The sequence below is a fragment of the Thalassobacillus devorans MSP14 genome, from assembly GCF_000496835.1.
In the GTDB taxonomy this organism is placed as follows: domain Bacteria; phylum Bacillota; class Bacilli; order Bacillales; family Halobacillaceae; genus Thalassobacillus; species Thalassobacillus devorans_B.
In genome coordinates this window covers 463,440-482,718 of sequence record NZ_KI543238.1, presented here as the reverse complement: position 1 = coordinate 482,718, position 19,279 = coordinate 463,440, and the positions used below count along the sequence as shown (strand labels likewise).

The 19,279-nt window shown below is 44.6% G+C and carries 14 protein-coding genes, 1 pseudogene and 1 riboswitch; of the genes and pseudogenes, 9 read left to right on the top strand and 6 right to left on the bottom strand.

Annotated elements, in window-relative coordinates; genetic code table 11:
- Positions 1–49: 49 nt before the first annotated feature.
- Both proC and P855_RS0118555 read right to left on the bottom strand, forming a co-directional pair.
- Positions 50–859, bottom strand: a complete 810-nt coding sequence (gene proC / locus P855_RS0118560; RefSeq protein ID WP_419177288.1) for a pyrroline-5-carboxylate reductase — start codon at positions 857–859, stop codon at positions 50–52.
- A gap of 330 nt (positions 860–1,189) precedes the next feature.
- Positions 1,190–1,462, bottom strand: a complete 273-nt coding sequence (locus P855_RS0118555) for a hypothetical protein (protein WP_200865974.1) — start codon at positions 1,460–1,462, stop codon at positions 1,190–1,192.
- Between the two features lie 158 nt (positions 1,463–1,620).
- Between P855_RS0118555 and P855_RS21335 the strand changes: the two genes are divergently transcribed.
- The 4 genes and pseudogenes from P855_RS21335 to P855_RS21330 all read left to right on the top strand — a co-directional run bounded on the left by P855_RS21335 (position 1,621) and on the right by P855_RS21330 (position 5,952).
- Positions 1,621–2,196 (top strand): phospholipase D-like domain-containing protein, encoded by a 576-nt coding sequence (locus P855_RS21335; protein ID WP_051353317.1) that lies wholly within the window; start codon positions 1,621–1,623, stop codon positions 2,194–2,196.
- Positions 2,197–2,335: 139 nt separating this feature from the next.
- On the top strand, positions 2,336–3,502 hold the full coding sequence (locus tag P855_RS0118545; RefSeq protein ID WP_028784960.1) for an NAD(P)/FAD-dependent oxidoreductase: 1,167 nt from the start codon (positions 2,336–2,338) through the stop codon (positions 3,500–3,502).
- A 23-nt stretch (positions 3,503–3,525) separates the two neighbouring features.
- The gene (locus P855_RS0118540; protein WP_028784959.1) at positions 3,526–4,485 is read left to right on the top strand and encodes an ornithine cyclodeaminase family protein; all 960 of its coding nucleotides are present in this window, start codon (positions 3,526–3,528) and stop codon (positions 4,483–4,485) included.
- A gap of 28 nt (positions 4,486–4,513) precedes the next feature.
- Positions 4,514–5,952 (top strand): annotated as a pseudogene (locus tag P855_RS21330) (sodium/proline symporter).
- Positions 5,953–6,087: 135 nt separating this feature from the next.
- Here P855_RS21330 and P855_RS0118530 read toward each other — a convergent pair.
- Positions 6,088–7,704 (bottom strand): sodium:solute symporter family protein, encoded by a 1,617-nt coding sequence (locus P855_RS0118530; RefSeq protein WP_028784958.1) that lies wholly within the window; start codon positions 7,702–7,704, stop codon positions 6,088–6,090.
- 161 nt (positions 7,705–7,865) lie between these two features.
- A riboswitch (SAM riboswitch) is annotated at positions 7,866–7,982 on the bottom strand.
- A gap of 186 nt (positions 7,983–8,168) precedes the next feature.
- On the opposite strand from P855_RS0118530, the gene P855_RS0118525 reads away from it, so the two are divergent.
- Positions 8,169–9,404: a dicarboxylate/amino acid:cation symporter gene (locus P855_RS0118525; RefSeq protein WP_028784957.1), complete on the top strand. Its 1,236-nt coding sequence runs from the start codon at positions 8,169–8,171 to the stop codon at positions 9,402–9,404.
- A 303-nt stretch (positions 9,405–9,707) separates the two neighbouring features.
- Here the strand turns inward: P855_RS0118525 and dacB are convergent, their stop codons facing one another.
- On the bottom strand, positions 9,708–11,207 hold the full coding sequence (gene dacB / locus P855_RS0118520) for a D-alanyl-D-alanine carboxypeptidase/D-alanyl-D-alanine-endopeptidase (protein WP_152526275.1): 1,500 nt from the start codon (positions 11,205–11,207) through the stop codon (positions 9,708–9,710).
- Positions 11,208–11,433: 226 nt separating this feature from the next.
- Between dacB and P855_RS0118515 the strand changes: the two genes are divergently transcribed.
- The 4 genes from P855_RS0118515 to P855_RS22315 all read left to right on the top strand — a co-directional run bounded on the left by P855_RS0118515 (position 11,434) and on the right by P855_RS22315 (position 16,478).
- Complete coding sequence (locus P855_RS0118515; protein WP_028784955.1) at positions 11,434–12,375, top strand: MBL fold metallo-hydrolase; 942 nt, start codon at positions 11,434–11,436, stop codon at positions 12,373–12,375.
- 792 nt (positions 12,376–13,167) lie between these two features.
- Entirely contained in the window at positions 13,168–14,301 is a 1,134-nt protein-coding gene (locus P855_RS0118510) for a zinc-dependent alcohol dehydrogenase (RefSeq protein ID WP_028784954.1), read from the top strand.
- Between the two features lie 133 nt (positions 14,302–14,434).
- Positions 14,435–16,231, top strand: coding sequence for a cation:proton antiporter (locus P855_RS0118505; RefSeq protein ID WP_028784953.1), 1,797 nt, complete (start codon positions 14,435–14,437; stop codon positions 16,229–16,231).
- A 79-nt stretch (positions 16,232–16,310) separates the two neighbouring features.
- Positions 16,311–16,478, top strand: a complete 168-nt coding sequence (locus P855_RS22315; protein WP_161628836.1) for a hypothetical protein — start codon at positions 16,311–16,313, stop codon at positions 16,476–16,478.
- Positions 16,479–16,529: 51 nt separating this feature from the next.
- Here P855_RS22315 and P855_RS0118495 read toward each other — a convergent pair whose 3' ends face one another.
- Both P855_RS0118495 and P855_RS0118490 read right to left on the bottom strand, forming a co-directional pair.
- A complete protein-coding gene (locus P855_RS0118495) occupies positions 16,530–18,320 on the bottom strand; it encodes an L-lactate permease (RefSeq protein WP_028784952.1) in 1,791 nt (596 codons plus the stop codon).
- A 176-nt stretch (positions 18,321–18,496) separates the two neighbouring features.
- On the bottom strand, positions 18,497–19,273 hold the full coding sequence (locus tag P855_RS0118490) for a fumarylacetoacetate hydrolase family protein (protein ID WP_028784951.1): 777 nt from the start codon (positions 19,271–19,273) through the stop codon (positions 18,497–18,499).
- Between the last annotated feature and the right edge of the window lie 6 nt (positions 19,274–19,279).

Below are 19,279 nucleotides of genomic sequence, written 5' to 3'. Positions count from 1 at the left end.
TTATTAATTTTTAAATAATTATACATTATGATGCATTTTTATTCTACCTTTATTTTATGACTAGTTCTTTTTCTTTTTCGCTGCTTGCTTTACTCATTTCATTGGACTTGGCTGCAGCTCCTTTGACTGCCTGGGCAATGGCGTTTCCTCCGCCATGTTCGTTTAAGGCATCCAGCCCGGCAGCAGTCGTTCCATTCGGTGAAGTAACTTTCTCACGTAGTTCAGCTGATGTGTCGTCCTGTTCCTGAAGCATCCTGGCTGCACCTAAAATAGTTTGGGCACCAATTTCCCTTGCCGTTTCACGATCAAGCCCGCCTTCCTGGCCTGCTTTTTCGATATGCTCCATTAAATAGTAGAAATATGCAGGTCCGCTTCCAGCGATTCCAGTGAAAATATCCATCTGTGCTTCGTCGATAACATATACATTTCCGATACATTCTAATAGCTTCTTAGCAGCGATCACATTATCGATCCCTGTATATTTTCCCGGTGAAATAGCTGTTGCTGATTCACCGACCATACTTGACGTATTCGGCATTGCACGGATGACTTGCTGGCTTTCGTTCATGTTTTCTTCCATGTACGATGTGGAAATACCAGCTAATACAGAAAGAAGTACCTGATCTGGGTTAATTTTATCTTTTAATGATTCCAGAACACTATCTATATCTTTGGGCTTCATCGCCAGGATGAAAATATCTACTTCGTCATAATTCAATTGATGGAGTGGAGTTGTACGCACTCCATATTTGGATTGTATATGATTCAACCGGTCCTGGTTACTCCGGTTAGTTACGATCACCTGGTTGACCGGAATCGTTTCGGCTTCTACTACTCCACTGATCATAGCCTCTGCCATCGAACCGGCTCCTAAAAAAGCTACTGTCTGTTTAAACAATGACATCTCTCCTTTTATTTGCAGTTCTCGTGTGTGTGAATTCAATGTTTTTCATAGTAACACGCTGTTTTTATTATTCAAGGGGTTTTTCGTAATTTATATGTATATACGCGAGATAGTCAGCGTAAGCGCTTCCATTTCTATTTATCTCATTTCAGACCGAACAGAAGTCGTCAAATAGCAGTTCAGGAGCAAATTTGCGAGTTGAAAAAAAGTCGAAATATTTCCTTTTATCAAAAAAATACCAGTTACCGGTTTGACTCCGGTAACTGGTATTGCTATTGTTCTTGATTACCACCACGGACGGCCGTAATACCCGCCGTATGGGTAATAACCTCCATAGGGGTAATAGCCGCCATAAGGATAACCATATCCTCCGTAACCGCCATACAACCCTGGAACCAGCAAGCCGCCGAGTAAACCACCCGCAAGTCCTGTCGCAAATGTCCCAATAAAAGGATAATTCCTTTCATCACCATACGCACGCATATCATAGTCCATTTCCATCGGTGGGTATGAAGCCATGTGTTCTGGCATCGGATACGGATAAAGTTCGTGTTCCATACTCTCAATTCGCCTCCTTGTATTATAAAAGCAAGTCGAATGCCTACGCTACAGACTATGACAGATACCTAAATGGGGGTGGGCGGTTGCGGAAGTCTTAAGATTTCGTATAGGACAAACCATTTTCTTCATATATTTAGCGGGAGAGGATGGGGTGTATGGAATTGTTAACTGTGGCTGGTTTTACACTGATTACTGGAGCAGTTTCTTTTGTGGCTTATCAAAAATATCAGGCACTAACAAATAAAAGCACGGATTATATTTTTTCAAAAAGCACTCGATCGCCGAAAGAAGAATTGCTTCGAATCATTGATAGTGCAAATCATACGCTGGATCTTGCTGTGTTCATTTTGACAGAAGAAGACTTTGTTACGCATATTTGCAAAGCATCTAAACGAGGGGTACATGTGCGGGTGCTGACTGATGACAACCAGGTGAAGACCCTCAGCAAGCAGACTGACAATGTCCATAGGCTATTACGCTGCGGCATTCCAATTAAAGTCAATAACCATGCAGGCATTATGCACCTGAAAATGATGATTGCTGATCAACAGATCATTACGACCGGTTCCTATAACTTCTCCTATTCTGCTGAGCACAGGAACGATGAAGTAATAGTCATTATGCGTGATAGGAAAATGGCGCAGGAATGGACAAAAGTGTTTAATTCTAAATGGAAGGTCAGCCGCAATTATAAAAGCTATTACTCATTACCTGGTAAAAAATACGCTTGATCGTTTACAGGCAAAACGGTATTTCCAGCCTTTCTTTTTTGATTTATAGGACAAACCTCAGACCCTCCCACCCTCCTTCATTCATGAAATCCCCTCTTCTCGAATATTTTCATAGTACAAGCTGAAAAGAGGTGAATCTATGGTAAAACGTAGCGACATCATCATTATTGGAGGCAGCGTGATGGGGTCGAGCATCGCCTGCCACTTGCTTCAGGATGGCTTCACTGGTGAAGTGACTGTTTTTGAGAAAGATAGACTTTATGAATTTTCCTCCACGCCACGAAGTGCGGGCGGGATCCGGCAGTTGTTCACCACCGACATCAATATCCAGATCAGCCGCTACAGTCTAAAAAAATATGTAAGCTTTCCCGAGGATATGGCAGTTGATGGTGAACGTGCGGAAATCGACTTCAAACAAAGAGGCTATCTTTTCCTCGGCCATAAGGATTCCCGCCAACAAATGGAGTCTCAAATGAAAAAGCAGCAGCAATACGGCGTGCCTTCCCAATTCCTCTCACCGGAAGAACTGAAAGCTATTATTCCGGAACTGACGACGGATGATCTTGCAGGCGGGCTGTATTGTGCAGAAGATGGCTACCTTGATCCCTATTCGGTCATGCAGGGGTACATCAAAAAAGCAAAACAGCTTGGCGCCCACTATGTATATGAAGGAGTAGACCACATTTTATCGGACCGGGATGGGGTCACTGGTGTCCAATTAGAAAGCGGGGAGATATATTATGCGCCTCGTGTCATCAATTGTGCTGGCCCCTGGGCTCCTATGCTCAGTGAAAGATTGAACCTGCCACTGCCGATCGTGCCATTAAAGCGGCAAATTATCCAATTCGATACAGCAGAGCCGCTCACAGAAGAACTTCCACTTACGATCGATCCGACCAGGGTCTATTTCCGGCATGAAGGAAAAGAAGTCATCTCCGGCTTTTCGGAACAAGTGAAGCCTGGCTATGATTTCCGCTGGACACGAGCGTTTTTTGAGGAACAATTGTGGCCGGTTCTGGCCAATCGTGTCAAAAACTTCGAACGGGCAAAAATCACAGGTGGATGGGCTGGTTTATACAGTCACAATACCAGAGACCAGAACGCTATTATCGGTCCTCACCCTCGGCTGGAAGGCTATTATCTGGCATGCGGGTTCAGCGGGCACGGCATGCAGCAGGCACCCGCAGTCGGAAAATGCATGGCAGAGCTATTAATGAAAGGCAGTTACCAAACCCTGGATCTAAGTCCGCTTCGATTCGAACGGTTTGAAGAAAATGATCTTGTTATTGAAAATGCAGTTGTTTAGTAAAGTTGGGAGGTTCTAGTTATATGCTCTATCTCAATGAACAAGCGATAAAACAAGCGGTATCGATGAAGGAAGTGACAGACAGTGTCGACCTCGCCTACCAGGCATATGAAGCAAAGCAGTTTCACATGCCGGAAAGGATGCGTGTTTCTCATCGTGCAAATGACTTTTTATTGATGCCGTGTATAACAAGGGAAGTGATTGGCACCAAACTGGTTGCTGTACATCCGAAGAATATCATCCAGCCCGCCATCCAGGGGCTGGTCACCTTGAATGATGCCAGGACCGGGGCCCCTATTGCCATATTAAATGGCACCATTTTGACTGCCCTTCGAACAGGGGCAATTGGGGGTTCAGCCATCAGGCATTTGAGCAGACCAGATGTCACCAGCCTGGCCATCATCGGGACTGGCACGCAAGGTTTTTACCAGGCCCTGGCAGCATGTGCCGAACGGAATATCAATCATATCCATCTGTTCAACCGCTCCAAAGCTCGCATGATAGATTTTGTTGATCAACTACAAAAGGAACTGGGGGAGCATATCAGAATCAGCATCCACCACTCGGCCGCAGATGCCGTGGAAAAAAGTGAAGTGGTTATTACGGCCACTTCATCCAGTCTTCCGGTTTTGCCGGATGAGGAAGAGCTATTAAAAGGAAAACTGTTAATTGGTATCGGCTCTTTCCGTCCCGATATGCGCGAATTCCCGCAAGCCGTCTACCGGCTGATCGATAATGTATATATAGATAGCACTGATGCCATCCAGGAATCTGGTGATATTGCGCAACCTCTGGAACAGAAGTGGCTCCACCCCTCTCAAGTCATTCCTTTTTCAAAAGTAGTCACTGGCGTCCAATCAATCGAACGCGATAGAACTGTCCTGTTCAAATCAACTGGAATGGGCCTGTTTGATGCGGTCTCAGCACACTACATCTATCAAAAGGCCCAACAGAAAAAAATCGGCACCTCGCTGACATTATGAAGGGCGATACTTATAAAGGGGAGATTAGATGAATAATATCATTATTGTCGAATTCATCCTGTATTGTCTCGTTATCCTGGGAATCGGTTATTATTTCAGCAGGACGAAACTTGACCACTCTGCTTTTCTATTAGGTGGAAAAAACTTCCTGGATGGGCACTCGCATTTTCCGAACGTGCGACAGGCGAATCAGCCTGGCTGCTCCTTGGTTACACGGGATTCGTGTTTGCCACAGGGTTATCTGGTATCTGGGTAGCAGCAGGAATTGCGCTTGGTATTATTTTTTCGTGGTTATTCCTTGCGAAAAAGTTCATGGAAGAACGCGATAAATACAATGTATTGACACTTCCAGATTATTTGGCAGCCCGCTTCGGCGCCCAGGCGAATTTGATTCGCTGGTTCGCAACAATATTGATCAGCAGCTTCCTTATGTTTTATTTAAGCGCTCAAGTTGCAGGCGCAGGAAAAATGCTTTTCACTACTTTCGGATTGAATGAAACGACAGGTGTGGTATTGGCTACGATCGTAGTCATAGGTTTGGCTTTTACCGGAGGTTTTATTTCAGTCGTTTGGACAGATATGATTCAAAGCGTCATGATGCTGATTACCCTTGTCGCCTTGCCAATTGTCGCACTCGTTTATATCAGCACGAATGACCTATCGATTTCTTCGGCGTTAGTAGAAGCCGGTCCCAATCACGACGCCTGGTTCGGAGGAGCTGCCGGCTTTGCCATCGGTCTGTTATTCTTCAATAATTTTTCATGGTTCTTCGGATTCCTAGGCGGCCAGCCACAGTTAAGTGCCAGATTCATGGCCTTAAGAAGCAAAAAAGACGTTAAGACCGGCCGAAATGTCGCCATTCTTTGGACATTCCTTGCGTATGGTGGAGCTTTCATGATTGGTGTTACCGCTATCACCATCTACAGCCAGGGCTCCTTTTCCGATACCGAAACGGTCCTCCCTCATATGATAATGGATCTCATGCCTGCCTGGATTGCCGGCATTCTGTTATCAGGAATCTTAGCTGCAATCATTACGACAGCGGATTCCCAGTTGATGGTTGTTACAAGCTCCATCAGTGAAGACATTTTGCATAAAGCATTAAAGCTGGATCTTTCTGAAAAACAATTACTGACCGCTTCCCGTATTATTATCATCGTTTGTGGACTAATCGGTATGACGATTGCACTTGTTTCAGAAACGTTGCTTTATTTGATTGTCGGATGGGCCTGGGCTGGTGTAGGAGGCACCCTCTCTCCTGCCATTATCCTCACGTTTGTATGGAAACGTTATTCCGGCGTCGGCGTAATCGCCACTATTGTTTCCGGCTTCGTTTTCACCGTACTTTGGATCAGCACACCGCTGGACTCCATCATCACCTCCCGATTCACAACATTCTTTATCGCCGCATTTTTCGGTATCGTATTCAGTTTGCTGTTCCCGAACAAAAAATCAAAAAAAACCTAAAGAGAGAACGCGGATCAAAAATCCGCGTTCTCTTTTTTATACTTTAGGAAAGTTTATCTTTGTTAAAGGGTTAAAGTATAAGAAAATACTAAGGCTTTCGCCATAAGGACTTGGCGATAAGCCAAGTTTTTCTAATCATCCCGTCTTCCACTGTTTGGTCACGGGAACCGTTTCCTTCTTCTCTTTTATAAAATTCATACAGGTGATGAATAAGCCAGATATGATCAGCAAGCCGACCATGCCGGCCAGCCCATTGGCATACAGGAAGTTAAATGAGCTGATGAAGACGATAGCAAGTCCGACCGCAGAAATCAGAGAATAGAACCCTACGCTTTTGAAAGAGGCTTTCCATACCCAGTTGCCTGCATTGTCGATCAGACTGACTGCCACAATGGTAATGATGTTAATCCCCATCCCGATCCAAACCGGGTGCGTATTCATGAAAAAGTCGTTGATCGCCCAGCCGCTGAGGTGATACCAAAGCAGGCCTGATGCTGAACCGGTGAACAACGAGACCAAAGCAGCCCGCTTCGTGACCACCGGCCAGAAAATTGCCGCAACAACCGGTGCGAATGTCGCCGAGTTCCGTGTTACCCAGGCGAAGACGTTCCACCACGCCGATTGCTCAGAGCGAAGCAGGGCAAATACAATCATTAACCCCGTCAGTAACAGTAAAGACCATTTGGTATATTTGATCAGCTGCTGCTCACTCGCTTTTGGATTCAAAGCTTTTCCGACATCACGGCCAAGGCTTGTTGCACCGGAGAATTGGCAAGGGGCCCCCCAACTGAGTGCGGCTGCCCAAAATCCTAAGAAGAACAGACCGACTAACGGGGCCGGCAGGGTTTCCATCAAGTATAGCGGTACTGCGACCAGTCCGCGTGTTTCGCCTGGTACAACCTGTGCTGCAGCCATCCCGAATAACGCAGCACCAACAATCAATGGAATACCGAGCAGGGATGCGTAGATCAAGCCGCGGCGACCCTGTTCCGGCGTTTTACAGGATAAGGCCATCTGAAAGGCTGCCTGGGCAAGAATGACATTGAAAAGGAACGTACCGAACCAGGCCAGGATTGTCTGCAATCCAGCTGCATTCCACGATGCATACTTCGGTCTCTCCTGGAATAATGTCTGGATGCCATCGATTCCCGGGTTGATAAAAAATGCGTATGTCCCGATCGCCAGCATCATGAAAAATACCACGACGTTGCTCAATTGTGTAAAACCGACAGACCACATCCCGCCGAATTGCAGGTATATAAATAGTAATAAAGCAGTTAAAGCTACAGATAATACCAGTGAAATTCCTGTAAATACGGACAATGCGGACGCAAACGCCAGTGCGGTAGCCACCGACCACATAGGAAAAGTAAAAGCGGTAATCGCTCCGGCAAGTCCGCGGACTTTTTCACCGTAACGGTCACCAAGCAGTCCGGAAATTGTCACCAACGCCCGTTTTCGGAATGGCGCAATCAAAACCAGAGCGATAATCAGGACATGCAGTGTTTCAGCAACGCCATACCAGATGGCCGATACCCCAGTCAGATAGCTGAGCTCCAGAATCGCTATGTACGACGATCCAGAAAACAAACCGGTAATACACACGGTAACAAACAGGGTATTGAACCCGCGTCCTCCTACAAAAAAGCCATTCCCGTCTTTCGCCCGCCTCATCCCAAGCTGGCTCATAAAAATCAAAAAGAACGTATAAGCCAAAGCAAAACCGATGAACCAATATCCTACTGTTGTCATTCTTCATCCTCCTTTAAAATAATGTTACCTTCATGGCAACCATAAACCTGATTATATTTATCAGTTTAGTAAGTTTAAAGCCAATAAATATCCTTTTGATGTTAAGAAAACCTTCCTTTTAATATAGAAAAAGCCTCTCCCGGAGGAAGAGGCTTTTCTCTTCCTCATCTTTCAGACAACAGCGTCTGTTGGACGTAGCACCTTATTATTTTCCCAAAGAAAATAACAGGTTGCTGCAGGTTCACGGGACCAAATTCCTCCCCTGCTCGCGATAAGGATGTTTTCCGTAATTAAGTTAAATTCTACCTTACAAGATGCTTGGAAGAATGTCAATGTATTTTCTGACTTTTTATTTTATTCTTACAATGAAAACACTTACATTATTAAAAATAATGCTAATTGCCTAATCGTGCCCCTCACTTCCTGTTATACTTTAACTATCTACATGAAAGTGAGGTCAAATCATGCAAAAAATATGGCATACATACAAACATTCTTCATTCATTCTAAAAATGACAATCGGTTTCCTGCTTGGTATTGCTGTGGGGGTCGTATTCGGACAGCAGGCGGAAGTATTGAAACCGCTCGGTACGATACTTATCAACCTATTAAACTTGATTGCAATTCCGGTGATTTTCCTGACCGTCGTCCTGGCTATCAACCAGATGAATCCAAAACATTTAGGTCGCCTGGGCGGCAAATTGCTCGTCTACTACGGACTGACAACAGGAGCCGCGGTTGTCATAGGAGTAGCTCTAGCATTATGGATCAATCCAGGTTCTCAGCTTTCGTTACCTGACGCCCAGGTAGAAAAGCCCGAAACCCCAGGTTTTTCGGATGTATTACTGAATATTGTCCCGGACAATATCTTCCAGGTCTTCGCATCGGGAGAGCTGATGGGGATTCTTTTCTTGGCCGTCATCATCGGCTTAGGAATGGCCAGGATGAGATTCGCCGATAAAGTCGACCTGCGTGATGCAGGGGAAACATTGCACCGGGTCTTTTCTGCTGCCAATGAGTTATTCTTTTTACTGTTAAAAGGAATTCTTCTCTATGCTCCAATTGGAATATTCGCGATTAGTGCTTCTTCTTTCGGGAGCCAGGGCTGGCAGACTTTCCAATCGCTGCTGGCGTTTACCGGGGTATTTTATCTTGGAGTGATCCTGTTGTGGCTGTTCATCTACACAGGTTTTCTCAAGTTTGCAAAAGTCAGTATCAAGGACTTTTTCATACAAACGAAAGAAGCTTATTTTACTGCATTTTTTACATCCAGCAGTATCGCTTCTCTTCCTGTTGCAATTGAATCAGCTAAAAAAGCAGGTATATCCGAGCGGACAGCCAATTTTTCCCTGCCCATCGGAGCTGTATTCAATTCAGACGGCGGGGCATTGCGGATGGGAGTATCCATCGTATTTGCCGCCAATATCACTGGCCTTGACTTGTCTGTCATGGACTTTCTTACCATTGTATTAGTCGGAACACTGCTGTCAATCGGGACAGCTGGAATTCCAGCCGCTGGACTGGTTACGCTGGCAGCCGTACTCAGCCTGTTCAATTTGCCGCTTGAAATTGTCGCATTGATTGCCGGGGTGGATGTTCTGATCGGCATGGCCGGCACTGCCTCGAACGTTTTAGGAGATATTGTCGGCTCCGCTGTCATCGACCGCAATGAGGAAGCAGATTCCGATCCAGCTGCGTAATCCTATTTCATGAGGCTCATTTATGCTTTTTCTGTTCTTTACTAGATAGCATGGCCAAGTACTAGACAAGGCAGCTCGGTTACTATACTTTTTCTAAAGTTTACTGGACATAGTGAGGAAAATACTAGACATTTTCAATTTTTTACTAGACACTTCTAACGAATACTAGACAAAAAGCGTCGATACTGGACACCACATTCCAGCATCGACGTTTAGATATGGATTAAATGGTATCATGTTTGTCAGGAGTATCCTCCGAAAAAACATAACAAACGGACTCCGTAAAGACAGGAGTCCGTTCATTTATTCTTCTGTGCTGAATTCATGTTCAGCCAGTGTAATAGCAATCTCATCTTCAAGATTCTGGACGGAACCAAGGTAATTATTCAATACGACAGCGAAAATCAACTCTTTCCCATCCTTGCTCGTCACATATCCGGACAATGAGGTTACTCCAGTCAAGGAACCGGTCTTCGCCTTGACGTTGTCTTCTGCTGGTGTGTCGTTCATCCGGTAACGGAGTGTTCCTCCGACAAACCGCTCACTGTTCCCGGCCACAGGAAGTGAGGCTAAATAAGCAGGAAACCATTCTTTATCTCTTACCTGGTACAATAGTTCTGAGATTTCATGGGCAGGTACCATATTTACATGAGACATACCGGAACCATCCCGCAACCGTAACGTACTTGCGTCCACACCGATATCCGTGAGGACATCTTCCACTACTTCCAGCCCTTTTTCCCAACTACCTTCTCCATGAACGACTTTTCCCATCTCTTTTATTAAAACTTCCGCGTGTCCATTATTGCTTAGTTTCATGAATGGGATTAACAGCTCTTCCAATGGCATCGACTGTTTAGATGCAAGCAATTCAGCAGCCCCGGGAGCCGTTCCATTCACCGTCAACTCCCCTTTCACTTTTATACCTTCTTTATCTAACGCTTTGCCAAACAGATTTAAAGCCAGCCCAGATGGTTCATCAACAGCGACCCAGGAGCGGGAACGATATCCTTCTACCGGAATCTCACCTTCTACAACAATCTTGTTGGTGCCATGTTCCCGTTCAATTGAAATATCTTTTTCCTGTTCCATTGGGACAGTTTTGGTTTTGTTTATCACCTCTACATAATCATTTTCCGGCACCACTTTCACCTCAGCAGGTTCACCGGGTGTATCAGCAGGATGTGCTTCCACAATGACGGTACCCGCATCGTAATCTTTATTAGGAGATGCAGTCAGTGCTGAAACCTGAGCTGCATAATAATTCGTTTCATCGTTCCAGGAAATATCTTCAGACAAGCGGACATCATCATACCAGCTGTCATCCGCTATCACATTCCCCTTCACTTCTTTAACGCCGGCTTCCTTTAACGAGCGGGCTAAATCTTCAAAGTCCTCCTCCATCAATGTCGGATCGCCTTTCCCTTTTAAGTATAGATCCCCATGCAACTTATTCCCCTTTAATTCTCCATCTGCGAGAACTTCAGTTGGAAAGGTATAGTCGGGCCCAAGAATTTCCAACGCTGCAGCGGCAGTCAACAGCTTCATGTTAGAAGCCGGCTTCAGCCGTTTATCAGCCTGATGTTCATAAATCACTTCTCCTGTTTCAGCTGATCGGATACTGATACCTGCCAGTGCTCCTTCTAATTTTTCATCGGTCAGTATCATGTTCAGTTCATCCGTCAGAGCTGAATTTTCATAAGAAGCAGTAACTTGAGATGTGTCATAGTCTTGAAAAGGAACGAAAAATAACAACGAAGTCAGAAACAAAACAACCATTTGTTTACTTTTTACCGGCCACATAAATATGTATTTTCCTCCTCCTGTATACTTTAGTATCTTTACATTAGCGAAGAATACAGAAAATTTTAACAATTATGCTAAAAACAGCTATATCGTATTATTTTTCTTATGACTTTCGACTGAGTCAATCTATGCCTTCTGAAAAAAATGTCATAAAGAAGGATTTTTTGTTACTGAAAATGAATGTAGTAAAGCAGTGAGTGAAATTTTATGTGAGGTGAACTTTATGAATACTAAATCCCCAATCGATTTGGGAAATCGAATTCAATTAATTGATGGATATGATTTAGGCCTGCCCGGCAGAACGGGAAGCTATGTAATTGATGAAGAACAATTAACACTGGTTGAAACTGGCCCAAGTCCTTCCATCCCTTATGTTCTGGAAGGGCTAAAGGAATTACATATAGACCCTGAAGATATCCGCTATATCATTGTGACCCATATCCACCTGGACCATGCAGGCGGAGCAGGACTTTTATTGAAAGAATGTCCCAACGCCGAAGTCGTCGTCCATCCTCGCGGGAAACGTCACCTTGCTGATCCATCCCGATTGATTGCCGGTGCCCGTGATGTCTATGGTGACAAGTTCGATGAATTGTTTGACCCTATCGTGCCGATTCCGGGAGACCGTCTGCTTGTGAAAGAAGATGGAGAAACCTTGGAAATCGGCCCGGACTGCACCCTGACCTTCTATGATTCACCTGGTCATGCCAAACACCATTTCAGTATCCATGACTCCAAAAGCAATGGGATATTCACAGGCGACACAGTCGGTGTAAGATATCATCAAACCCAGGATAAAGGACTGATTTTCTACTTACCTTCAACGTCTCCGAATCAGTTTGATCCCGATGCCATGCGCGCTTCCATCGACCGTTTTCGTAAAATGGATGTAGAGCGGATCTATTTTGGCCATTTTGGTGAATCTGCCGAACCTGACGAAGTGTTCCAGCAAGTGGAATCATGGCTGCCAAAGTTTGTAGCAGCGGGTGAAGAAGCATTGGCTGCTGATGAAGGTCAAGCCGGAGTTAAAAAACGACTACACGAGCTGGTTTCTGATTATTTACAAACACATAACATTCCTGACGACCATCCTGTCTACCAAGTGTTAGATGTTGATTTCGAAGTGTGCGCCATGGGCATCGTGGATTACCTGAATAAATATTAGAAACACTTGGCATAAATTCTTTAACAAAATTAAACTTTCTTAAAGGAAAACAAATAACAAAGTGTTACACCAAAACATTGAAACGACCGGAAATACTCTGGTCGTTTTTCTTATGGAAAGACTCTCTGTTAAACATGGTCGTTGATTTACCATAAAAAGCATATTCAACTATAGGGCCGGAAAGTCGAAGACTTGATTTCAAGACATTATTGGAGTTTAAGGGCTCCGGGAAACGATTCGCTTTCCGTGGGCGTGTGCTGAGTCTCCTCAGGCTACGCCTTGCGGGGCCTCACCTATCACTCAGCTCCCACAGGAGTCTCACCGTTTCCCTACGCCCTTTGCTATAAAAAGCACTCGAAATCATACTTGACTAAACCTCACTATGATAATTTTGAAAAAAAACGTTGCGCCGTTTATATCCTTTATAAATGGCGCAAGATGAAGGTTTCAGCTACATTTTTTCTCTTTTTGAAGGGTCCGTTTAGTACAAAACTGGCTGGATGGGAAGGGAAACGACGAGACTCCCGCGGGAGAAGGGGCTAGGCAAGATCCCACAGGGCGTAGCCCGAGGAAGCTTGCCAGGTCCCCCGCAGGAAAGCGAGTTGTTTCACAGCCCATCCCTTTCTTCTCATGGTAACGGACCCAACTATCTCGAAACTGAGTCTTCAGCAATTGGGAGCTATAATTGTAAAAATAACAAATCATTCGCACTCCTATCACCCTAAAGTCGCAGAGTTTAGAAATTCTATAAAATGGTTATAGCCCATTAAAACACGGAAAGGATGTGAAGGAATGAAAGCAGTAACGTTTCAAGGAAAAGAAAACATGCAAGTGAAAGACGTTGAAGCTCCATCCATCCAAAAGCCGGATGATATGATTGTTAAAATTACAGCAAGTGGCATATGCGGCTCTGACCTCCATTTATACAAAGGAGGAATCGAGCCGGAACAGGATTACATCGTCGGCCATGAACCGATGGGGATTGTCGAAGAGGTCGGACCTGAGGTTAAGAACTTGAAAAAAGGCGACCGTGTCGTCATCCCATTCAACATTGGGTGCGGCGAATGCTTTTTCTGTAAAAACCAGATGGAAAGCCAATGCGATAACTCAAATCCACACGGTGAAATAGGCGGCTTATTCGGTTTTACAGAAATGTTTGGTAACTTCCCAGGAGGCCAGGCAGAGTACTTAAGGGTACCTTATGCAGATTTCACTTCGTTCAAGGTTCCCGAAAACAGCAATCTCGATGATGAAAGTGTCCTATTCTTATCTGACGTCATCCCGACTGCTTACTGGAGTGTCGAGCACAGTGGTGTGAAAGAAGGTGACACTGTCATTGTATTAGGAAGTGGGCCAATCGGATTGATGGCTCAGAAGTTTGCTCGCTTGAAGGGTGCTGAGCGTGTTATCGCTGTCGATCAGGTCGACCACCGCCTCGAGCATGCTAAAAAGACTAACCAGGTAGAGACATTCGATTTTAAGGAAAATCCAGACATCGGGTCTCTATTACTTGAAGAAACAAAAGGCGGTGCCGATGTTGTCATCGATTGTGTCGGGATGGATGGCACCGTGCCACCGAATGAAGAGTTCGGTTCCGAGCATGACAACCAATTCGGAACAATCAGTCCGATTGTGACGGCTTCTCAGGCAGTCCGTAAATTCGGGACTGTCCAATTGACTGGTGTCTATGGTACCGAAGCGAACGGCTTCCCTATTGGGGACTTCTTCAGCCGGAACGTATCCCTGAAAATGGGGCAGGCTCCGGTCATCCACTTGATGCCAAAGCTATATGATATGGTAAAGAACAATGAATTCGACCCAACCGATATCATCACCCATCGCATGCCGATTGATGATGCGGCCAAAGCATATGACATTTTCGATAAAAAAGAAGATGGAAATATTAAAGTAGTCTTAAAACCATAAACCTTTTTCTTCCTCACAGACAGTAGCCCTTCCTAAAGGGCTGCTGTTTTTTTCTGTTCTTTCCACTTACACGCATGTTACAGGCAGGAATAACAAAAGCTATAGAGAAGAATGGATAAAAGGAGATAGAGTAATGCTTGATTCTACCCTGTTTTTATTTATGATGATCGGCTTACTTGGTATCGGATCCCAGTGGGTAGCCTGGCGTTTTCAATGGCCATCGATAGTCGTCATGTCGGTAGTCGGCTTATTAGCGGGGCCAATTTTGGGTTTCATGAATCCTGAAAATAATTTTGCCGGACTGTATGAGCCAATTATTTCTGTGGCTGTTGCCATCATTTTATTTGAAGGAAGCCTCAAGCTTTCTTTCCGGGAAATAAAAGGGCTGGAACGCTCTGTGTTAAGAATTGTCACCCTCGGTGCGTTCTTAGGATGGATACTCGGTTCCTTCGCCGCCCATTATGTAGCGGGGCTGTCCTGGGCTGTCTCATTTGTCATTGGCGGCTTGTTGATCGTCACTGGGCCTACTGTGGTCTTGCCGATGCTGAGACAGGCTAAACTAAAGCCGCGCCCTGCCTCGATTTTAAAATGGGAAGGTATCATTGTAGACCCGTTAGGTGCCTTGCTTGCCGTATTGTCCTATGAAATCATCCGTTTTCTTGTACTGGAAGAAGTGGGCATGGCTGAACTGCTGTTATTTATTTTAGTATCAGGATTCGCCATCCTGCTCGGCTGGCTGTTGGGGTGGAGTATTGCCTGGATGTTCAAACATGGACATATTCCCGAGTTTCTTAAGTCACCGATTGTCTTTGTAGTGGTCATTTTTTGTTTTACTATCCCGAATGAAATCATGCATGAAACCGGCCTTCTTTCTGTAACAGCCATGGGGATTACGATGGCAAATTTACAGATTTCTTCCATCAACGATATGCGTCACTTTAAAGAAAATATTTCTGTCTTGCTAATTTCAACAATTTTCATCATGCTGACAGCTTCATTATCATTAGATACATTAATTTCAATGTTCGAAATAAATATCCTATTCTATGTCGTATTGATGCTTTTTATTGTGCGCCCCCTTTCCATATGGATATCTACCATCCAAACGGAACTGTCCGTACGCGAAAGGATTCTGGTGGGCTGGATAGCACCACGTGGAATTGTGGCGCTTACGGTCTCGGGATATTTTGCCAGTGTACTTGTTGATGAAGGTTTTACGGATGCCTCCATTTTAGTGCCATTAACTTTTGGTTTGGTTTTTGCGACCGTTGTTGCCCATGGTTTTTCTATCACATGGCTGGCAAAAAAGTTAGGGATTGCCGCGAAAGAGAACCCAGGTATTTTGATTGTCGGCAGCAACCATTTCACTGTCAAGCTCGCTTCTACACTCCGTGATCTTGACATTCCCGTCCTGATTACCGAATCCTCCTGGAATCGTGTTCAGCTTGCGAAACAAAACGACTTCAAAAAAGTATATTATGGAGAAATATTAGCGGAGAAGACCGAGTATCGGTTAGATATGACTCCTTATGACAAGCTGCTGGCCGGAACAGAACTGGATTCTTATAACGCCCTCGTCTGCACGAACTTCATGGCAGAATTCGGGCGCAGCAATGTATTTCAGTTGAGCCTGAAATCAAACGAAGAGGGCCACCTCAATGACATCGCGCATACCAATCATGGCACTATCTTATTTGAGGAAGGTATGAGCTGGGATGCATTAATCAAACGGATCGAAGGTGGGTTCTATTTCAAAACAGAGCAATTAACAGAATCGCATACGCTCGAGGATTACAAGGCAAATCTCCCGGAGGAAGCTGTGATGATATTGATTCAGAAAAAAGATGGAGAAGTACAATTTTTTACAATCGAAAATAATTTGGAAGCAGACCCAGAAGACAGGGTGCTCAGTCTGGTTCCACGTTCATGAATTCTCTCTCCTTACAAATTATTTACAGGTAATAATTGGTTTGGTAGCCTTATGATAGAAATAAGGGGGAAGGATGACTATGAAAAGGATACTTAACTATTTGGCTGCTGCTGTTACTGTTCTATTGGTTGTAATCGGGCTGATATTAACCTATCTGATCATTGCAGACCTTCAATATAATGAAAAGGACGATGATTTCAATAAAAACGGCCATGAAACGAGTCAACTCGTTTTACAAGATAAATGATTGAAAAAAGCTTGTAGAAAGCCGAATGGCTTAGCTACAAGCTTTTTATGGTTATTTTGCTGAGCTCAGACGTTTTTGATTTTCAAGTGACATAGCTGCCAGTCTATTCCGGTTAGTAGCCAGGATATAAACAGCAATTGTGCTGATAACGGCGACGATGATCGTACCAATATTGAAGATGCCCTTTTCAGCAGTCCAGACAATCGTATATCCTAAGCCGCCTGCAAAAGTAGCATAATAAATAAATGGAATGATGGTTTTTCGAATGACATCCCCTTCTTTCCCTACTAATCCAACAACAGCGCTTGCTGCGACGACATTGTGAACACAAATCATATTCCCTGCGGCCCCTCCAACCGCCTGAAGCGCTACAATCCAAGTTGCATCGACCCCGATTTGTGAGCCGACATTAAATTGGAACAACGAGAACATCATGTTGCTTACTGTGTTGCTTCCTGCAATAAAGGCGCCTAATCCCCCTACAAATGTCGAGAACAGCGGCCAAAAATCTCCAGTCAATGCCGCCACACCAGTAGCTAATTCCATCGGCATACTTTCATAGCCGGAAGCTCCGCCACCGGAGTTCAAAAACACCTGGACCATCGGAACGGTGAAAACCAGTGCTGCTGATGCCGGTATCATTGTTTTACCCGAATGGACCCAAGCCTTTTTATAAGAGCCGCCGCTCATTTGATGGATGAAGAACGTGATCAGAGATACTAAAACAAATATTGTGCCTGGTAAATATAACGGCTGAAAACTGGCGGTGATTTCAGTACCGAATATATTAGGAATTTCAACATTCCAGGCTTTGATCCATTCTAAAAATGGTAACGCTTTCAATCTTGTCAAAACAAGGAACAAACCTATTAACAAATATGGCGTCCAGGCGCGTACCATGCTCATACTGCCGCTTTTATGAGCGACGTCCTTTATCTCGATTCTCCCAGTCCAGGAAGGATCCCAATTGGCTTTGTCTTCAAAATCCCAATATTCTTCTTTTGAAGGCATCAGGAAACCTTTCTTAGCAGCCGGAACTACAATGGCCAGTCCTACCAGTCCGCCTATCATGGAAGGAAACTCGGGCCCTAGCAAATTGGCGACCGCCACATATGGAATCGTCATTGCAAAGGCTGCAAACAGAGCGAACTTCCATACTTGAAGCCCTTCACTGAATGATTTGTTCTTACCAAAAAACCTCGTCATCAGAGCTACTACAAAAAGCGGAATCAGCGTACCTACAATAGCATGAATAATAGCCACTCTGCCCCCAACCATTGTCACAAGGGATAGGAAGTTATCAGTGATAGAGGTATCAGCAGCCAACCCTGTCTGAACACCGACAAGAATTGGTGTTCCTACTGCCCCGAACGAAACTGGTGTACTTTGGATCACCATCCCAGCTACAACAGCCGCCATGGCAGGAAAGCCTAAACCGACCAGCAACGGAACAGCGACTGCTGCAGGCGTTCCGAATCCAGCTGAACCTTCAATGAATGAACCGAACAGCCAAGCGATAATGATGACCTGGATCCGTCTATCCGGAGATATATCGACAAAGCCCTGGCGAATCGTTTTGATTCCGCCGCTCTCTTGTAAAGTATTTAATAGAAGTATTGCGCCAAATATGATATAAAGCAGCGTACCTGCGACAACCAACCCATTAACAGAAGCGGCAGCAACAATTGCACCAGGGACTTTCCAGACAAATAAGGCCAAAAGAACCGCGACTATGTAGGATATAGGCATAGCTTTGCTCGCCGGCCACCTGAGTCCTACAAGAAATACCCCGACCGCAACAATCGGTAACAGCGACAAAATTGCTAACGTTCCAGTATTCATGAATCACCCTCCATTTTTAAATTGTCAGTTTCACTAAGAAACGCCATACTCCTCCCTTTGTTCCTTCCTTCATATTAAAAAGCCAGGACTTCCATTGATATAATGCTGTTGGTTGACTTTTTCAACCACTGGTAACCAATCAATTTGGTCCTGGCATAACGCATCCGCTATAACCTTCAGGTGCTGAGGGAAACTGGAGTTTTCACTGTCTTATTTTTCAATGTCCCAATTTCGTCTATTTTACATTCGACAATATCATTGGCTTTGATCATATACGCACCTAACGGGCTGCCTGTCAAAATACAGTCACCTGGCTGTAATGTCATTACCTTTGATAGATAGGAAACCATCTCTGCCAAAGGAACGATCATCAGGCTGGTTGGACTATTCTGTTTCTCTTCACCGTTGATCTCCGCTTTCACACGGATCTGAGCGGGGTCCAGTTCTGTTTCGACAAATGGGCCAAGCGGGGTAAAGGTATCGAAGGATTTACCGACCGTCCAGTGCCCATCATCGTGAAAAAATTGTGGAGCAGTGACATCATTTCCTATCGTATAGCCAAACACATAATCCAGAACGTTTTCCTTCGCTACATCCTTCATTTCTTTGCCGATAATTACAGCAAGCTCAGATTCGAATTTCACTTCATCAATCACGTCAGGTATTTGAATATCCGCTTCGGGACCGATGACAGATGAAGATGGTTTAAAAAAGAACACTGGCAGTTCTGGAATCTCTTCAGGCAGTTCTTCTTTACTTTTGACATAGTTGGCGCCGATACCGATAACTTTTCCCGGTGTCACAGGAGCAAGCCATTCGACTTCCTCTTCCTGGACTACTTCATCCGTATACTCCCAATTGGTAAGCATATCCCCTGTAATGAGATGAATACCATTTTCCGTTTTTACCCCCGTGCGGGTATTACCATTATGAATGAATCGTGCAAATTTCATATGATT

Bases quoted from the DNA above. Each gene is read 5' to 3' on its own strand.
- P855_RS22315 (WP_161628836.1), top strand. From the start codon at position 16,311: ATGAAAAGGATACTTAACTATTTGGCTGCTGCTGTTACTGTTCTATTG.
- P855_RS0118540 (WP_028784959.1), top strand. From the start codon at position 3,526: ATGCTCTATCTCAATGAACAAGCGATAAAACAAGCGGTATCGATGAAG.
- P855_RS0118530 (WP_028784958.1), bottom strand. From the start codon at position 7,704: ATGACAACAGTAGGATATTGGTTCATCGGTTTTGCTTTGGCTTATACG.
- P855_RS0118555 (WP_200865974.1), bottom strand. From the start codon at position 1,462: ATGGAACACGAACTTTATCCGTATCCGATGCCAGAACACATGGCTTCA.
- P855_RS0118490 (WP_028784951.1), bottom strand. From the start codon at position 19,273: ATGAAATTTGCACGATTCATTCATAATGGTAATACCCGCACGGGGGTA.
- P855_RS0118525 (WP_028784957.1), top strand. From the start codon at position 8,169: ATGCAAAAAATATGGCATACATACAAACATTCTTCATTCATTCTAAAA.
- P855_RS21335 (WP_051353317.1), top strand. From the start codon at position 1,621: ATGGAATTGTTAACTGTGGCTGGTTTTACACTGATTACTGGAGCAGTT.
- dacB (WP_152526275.1), bottom strand. From the start codon at position 11,207: ATGTGGCCGGTAAAAAGTAAACAAATGGTTGTTTTGTTTCTGACTTCG.
- P855_RS0118510 (WP_028784954.1), top strand. From the start codon at position 13,168: ATGAAAGCAGTAACGTTTCAAGGAAAAGAAAACATGCAAGTGAAAGAC.
- P855_RS0118545 (WP_028784960.1), top strand. From the start codon at position 2,336: ATGGTAAAACGTAGCGACATCATCATTATTGGAGGCAGCGTGATGGGG.
- P855_RS0118505 (WP_028784953.1), top strand. From the start codon at position 14,435: ATGCTTGATTCTACCCTGTTTTTATTTATGATGATCGGCTTACTTGGT.
- P855_RS0118495 (WP_028784952.1), bottom strand. From the start codon at position 18,320: ATGAATACTGGAACGTTAGCAATTTTGTCGCTGTTACCGATTGTTGCG.
- P855_RS0118515 (WP_028784955.1), top strand. From the start codon at position 11,434: ATGAATACTAAATCCCCAATCGATTTGGGAAATCGAATTCAATTAATT.
- proC (WP_419177288.1), bottom strand. From the start codon at position 859: ATGGCAGAGGCTATGATCAGTGGAGTAGTAGAAGCCGAAACGATTCCG.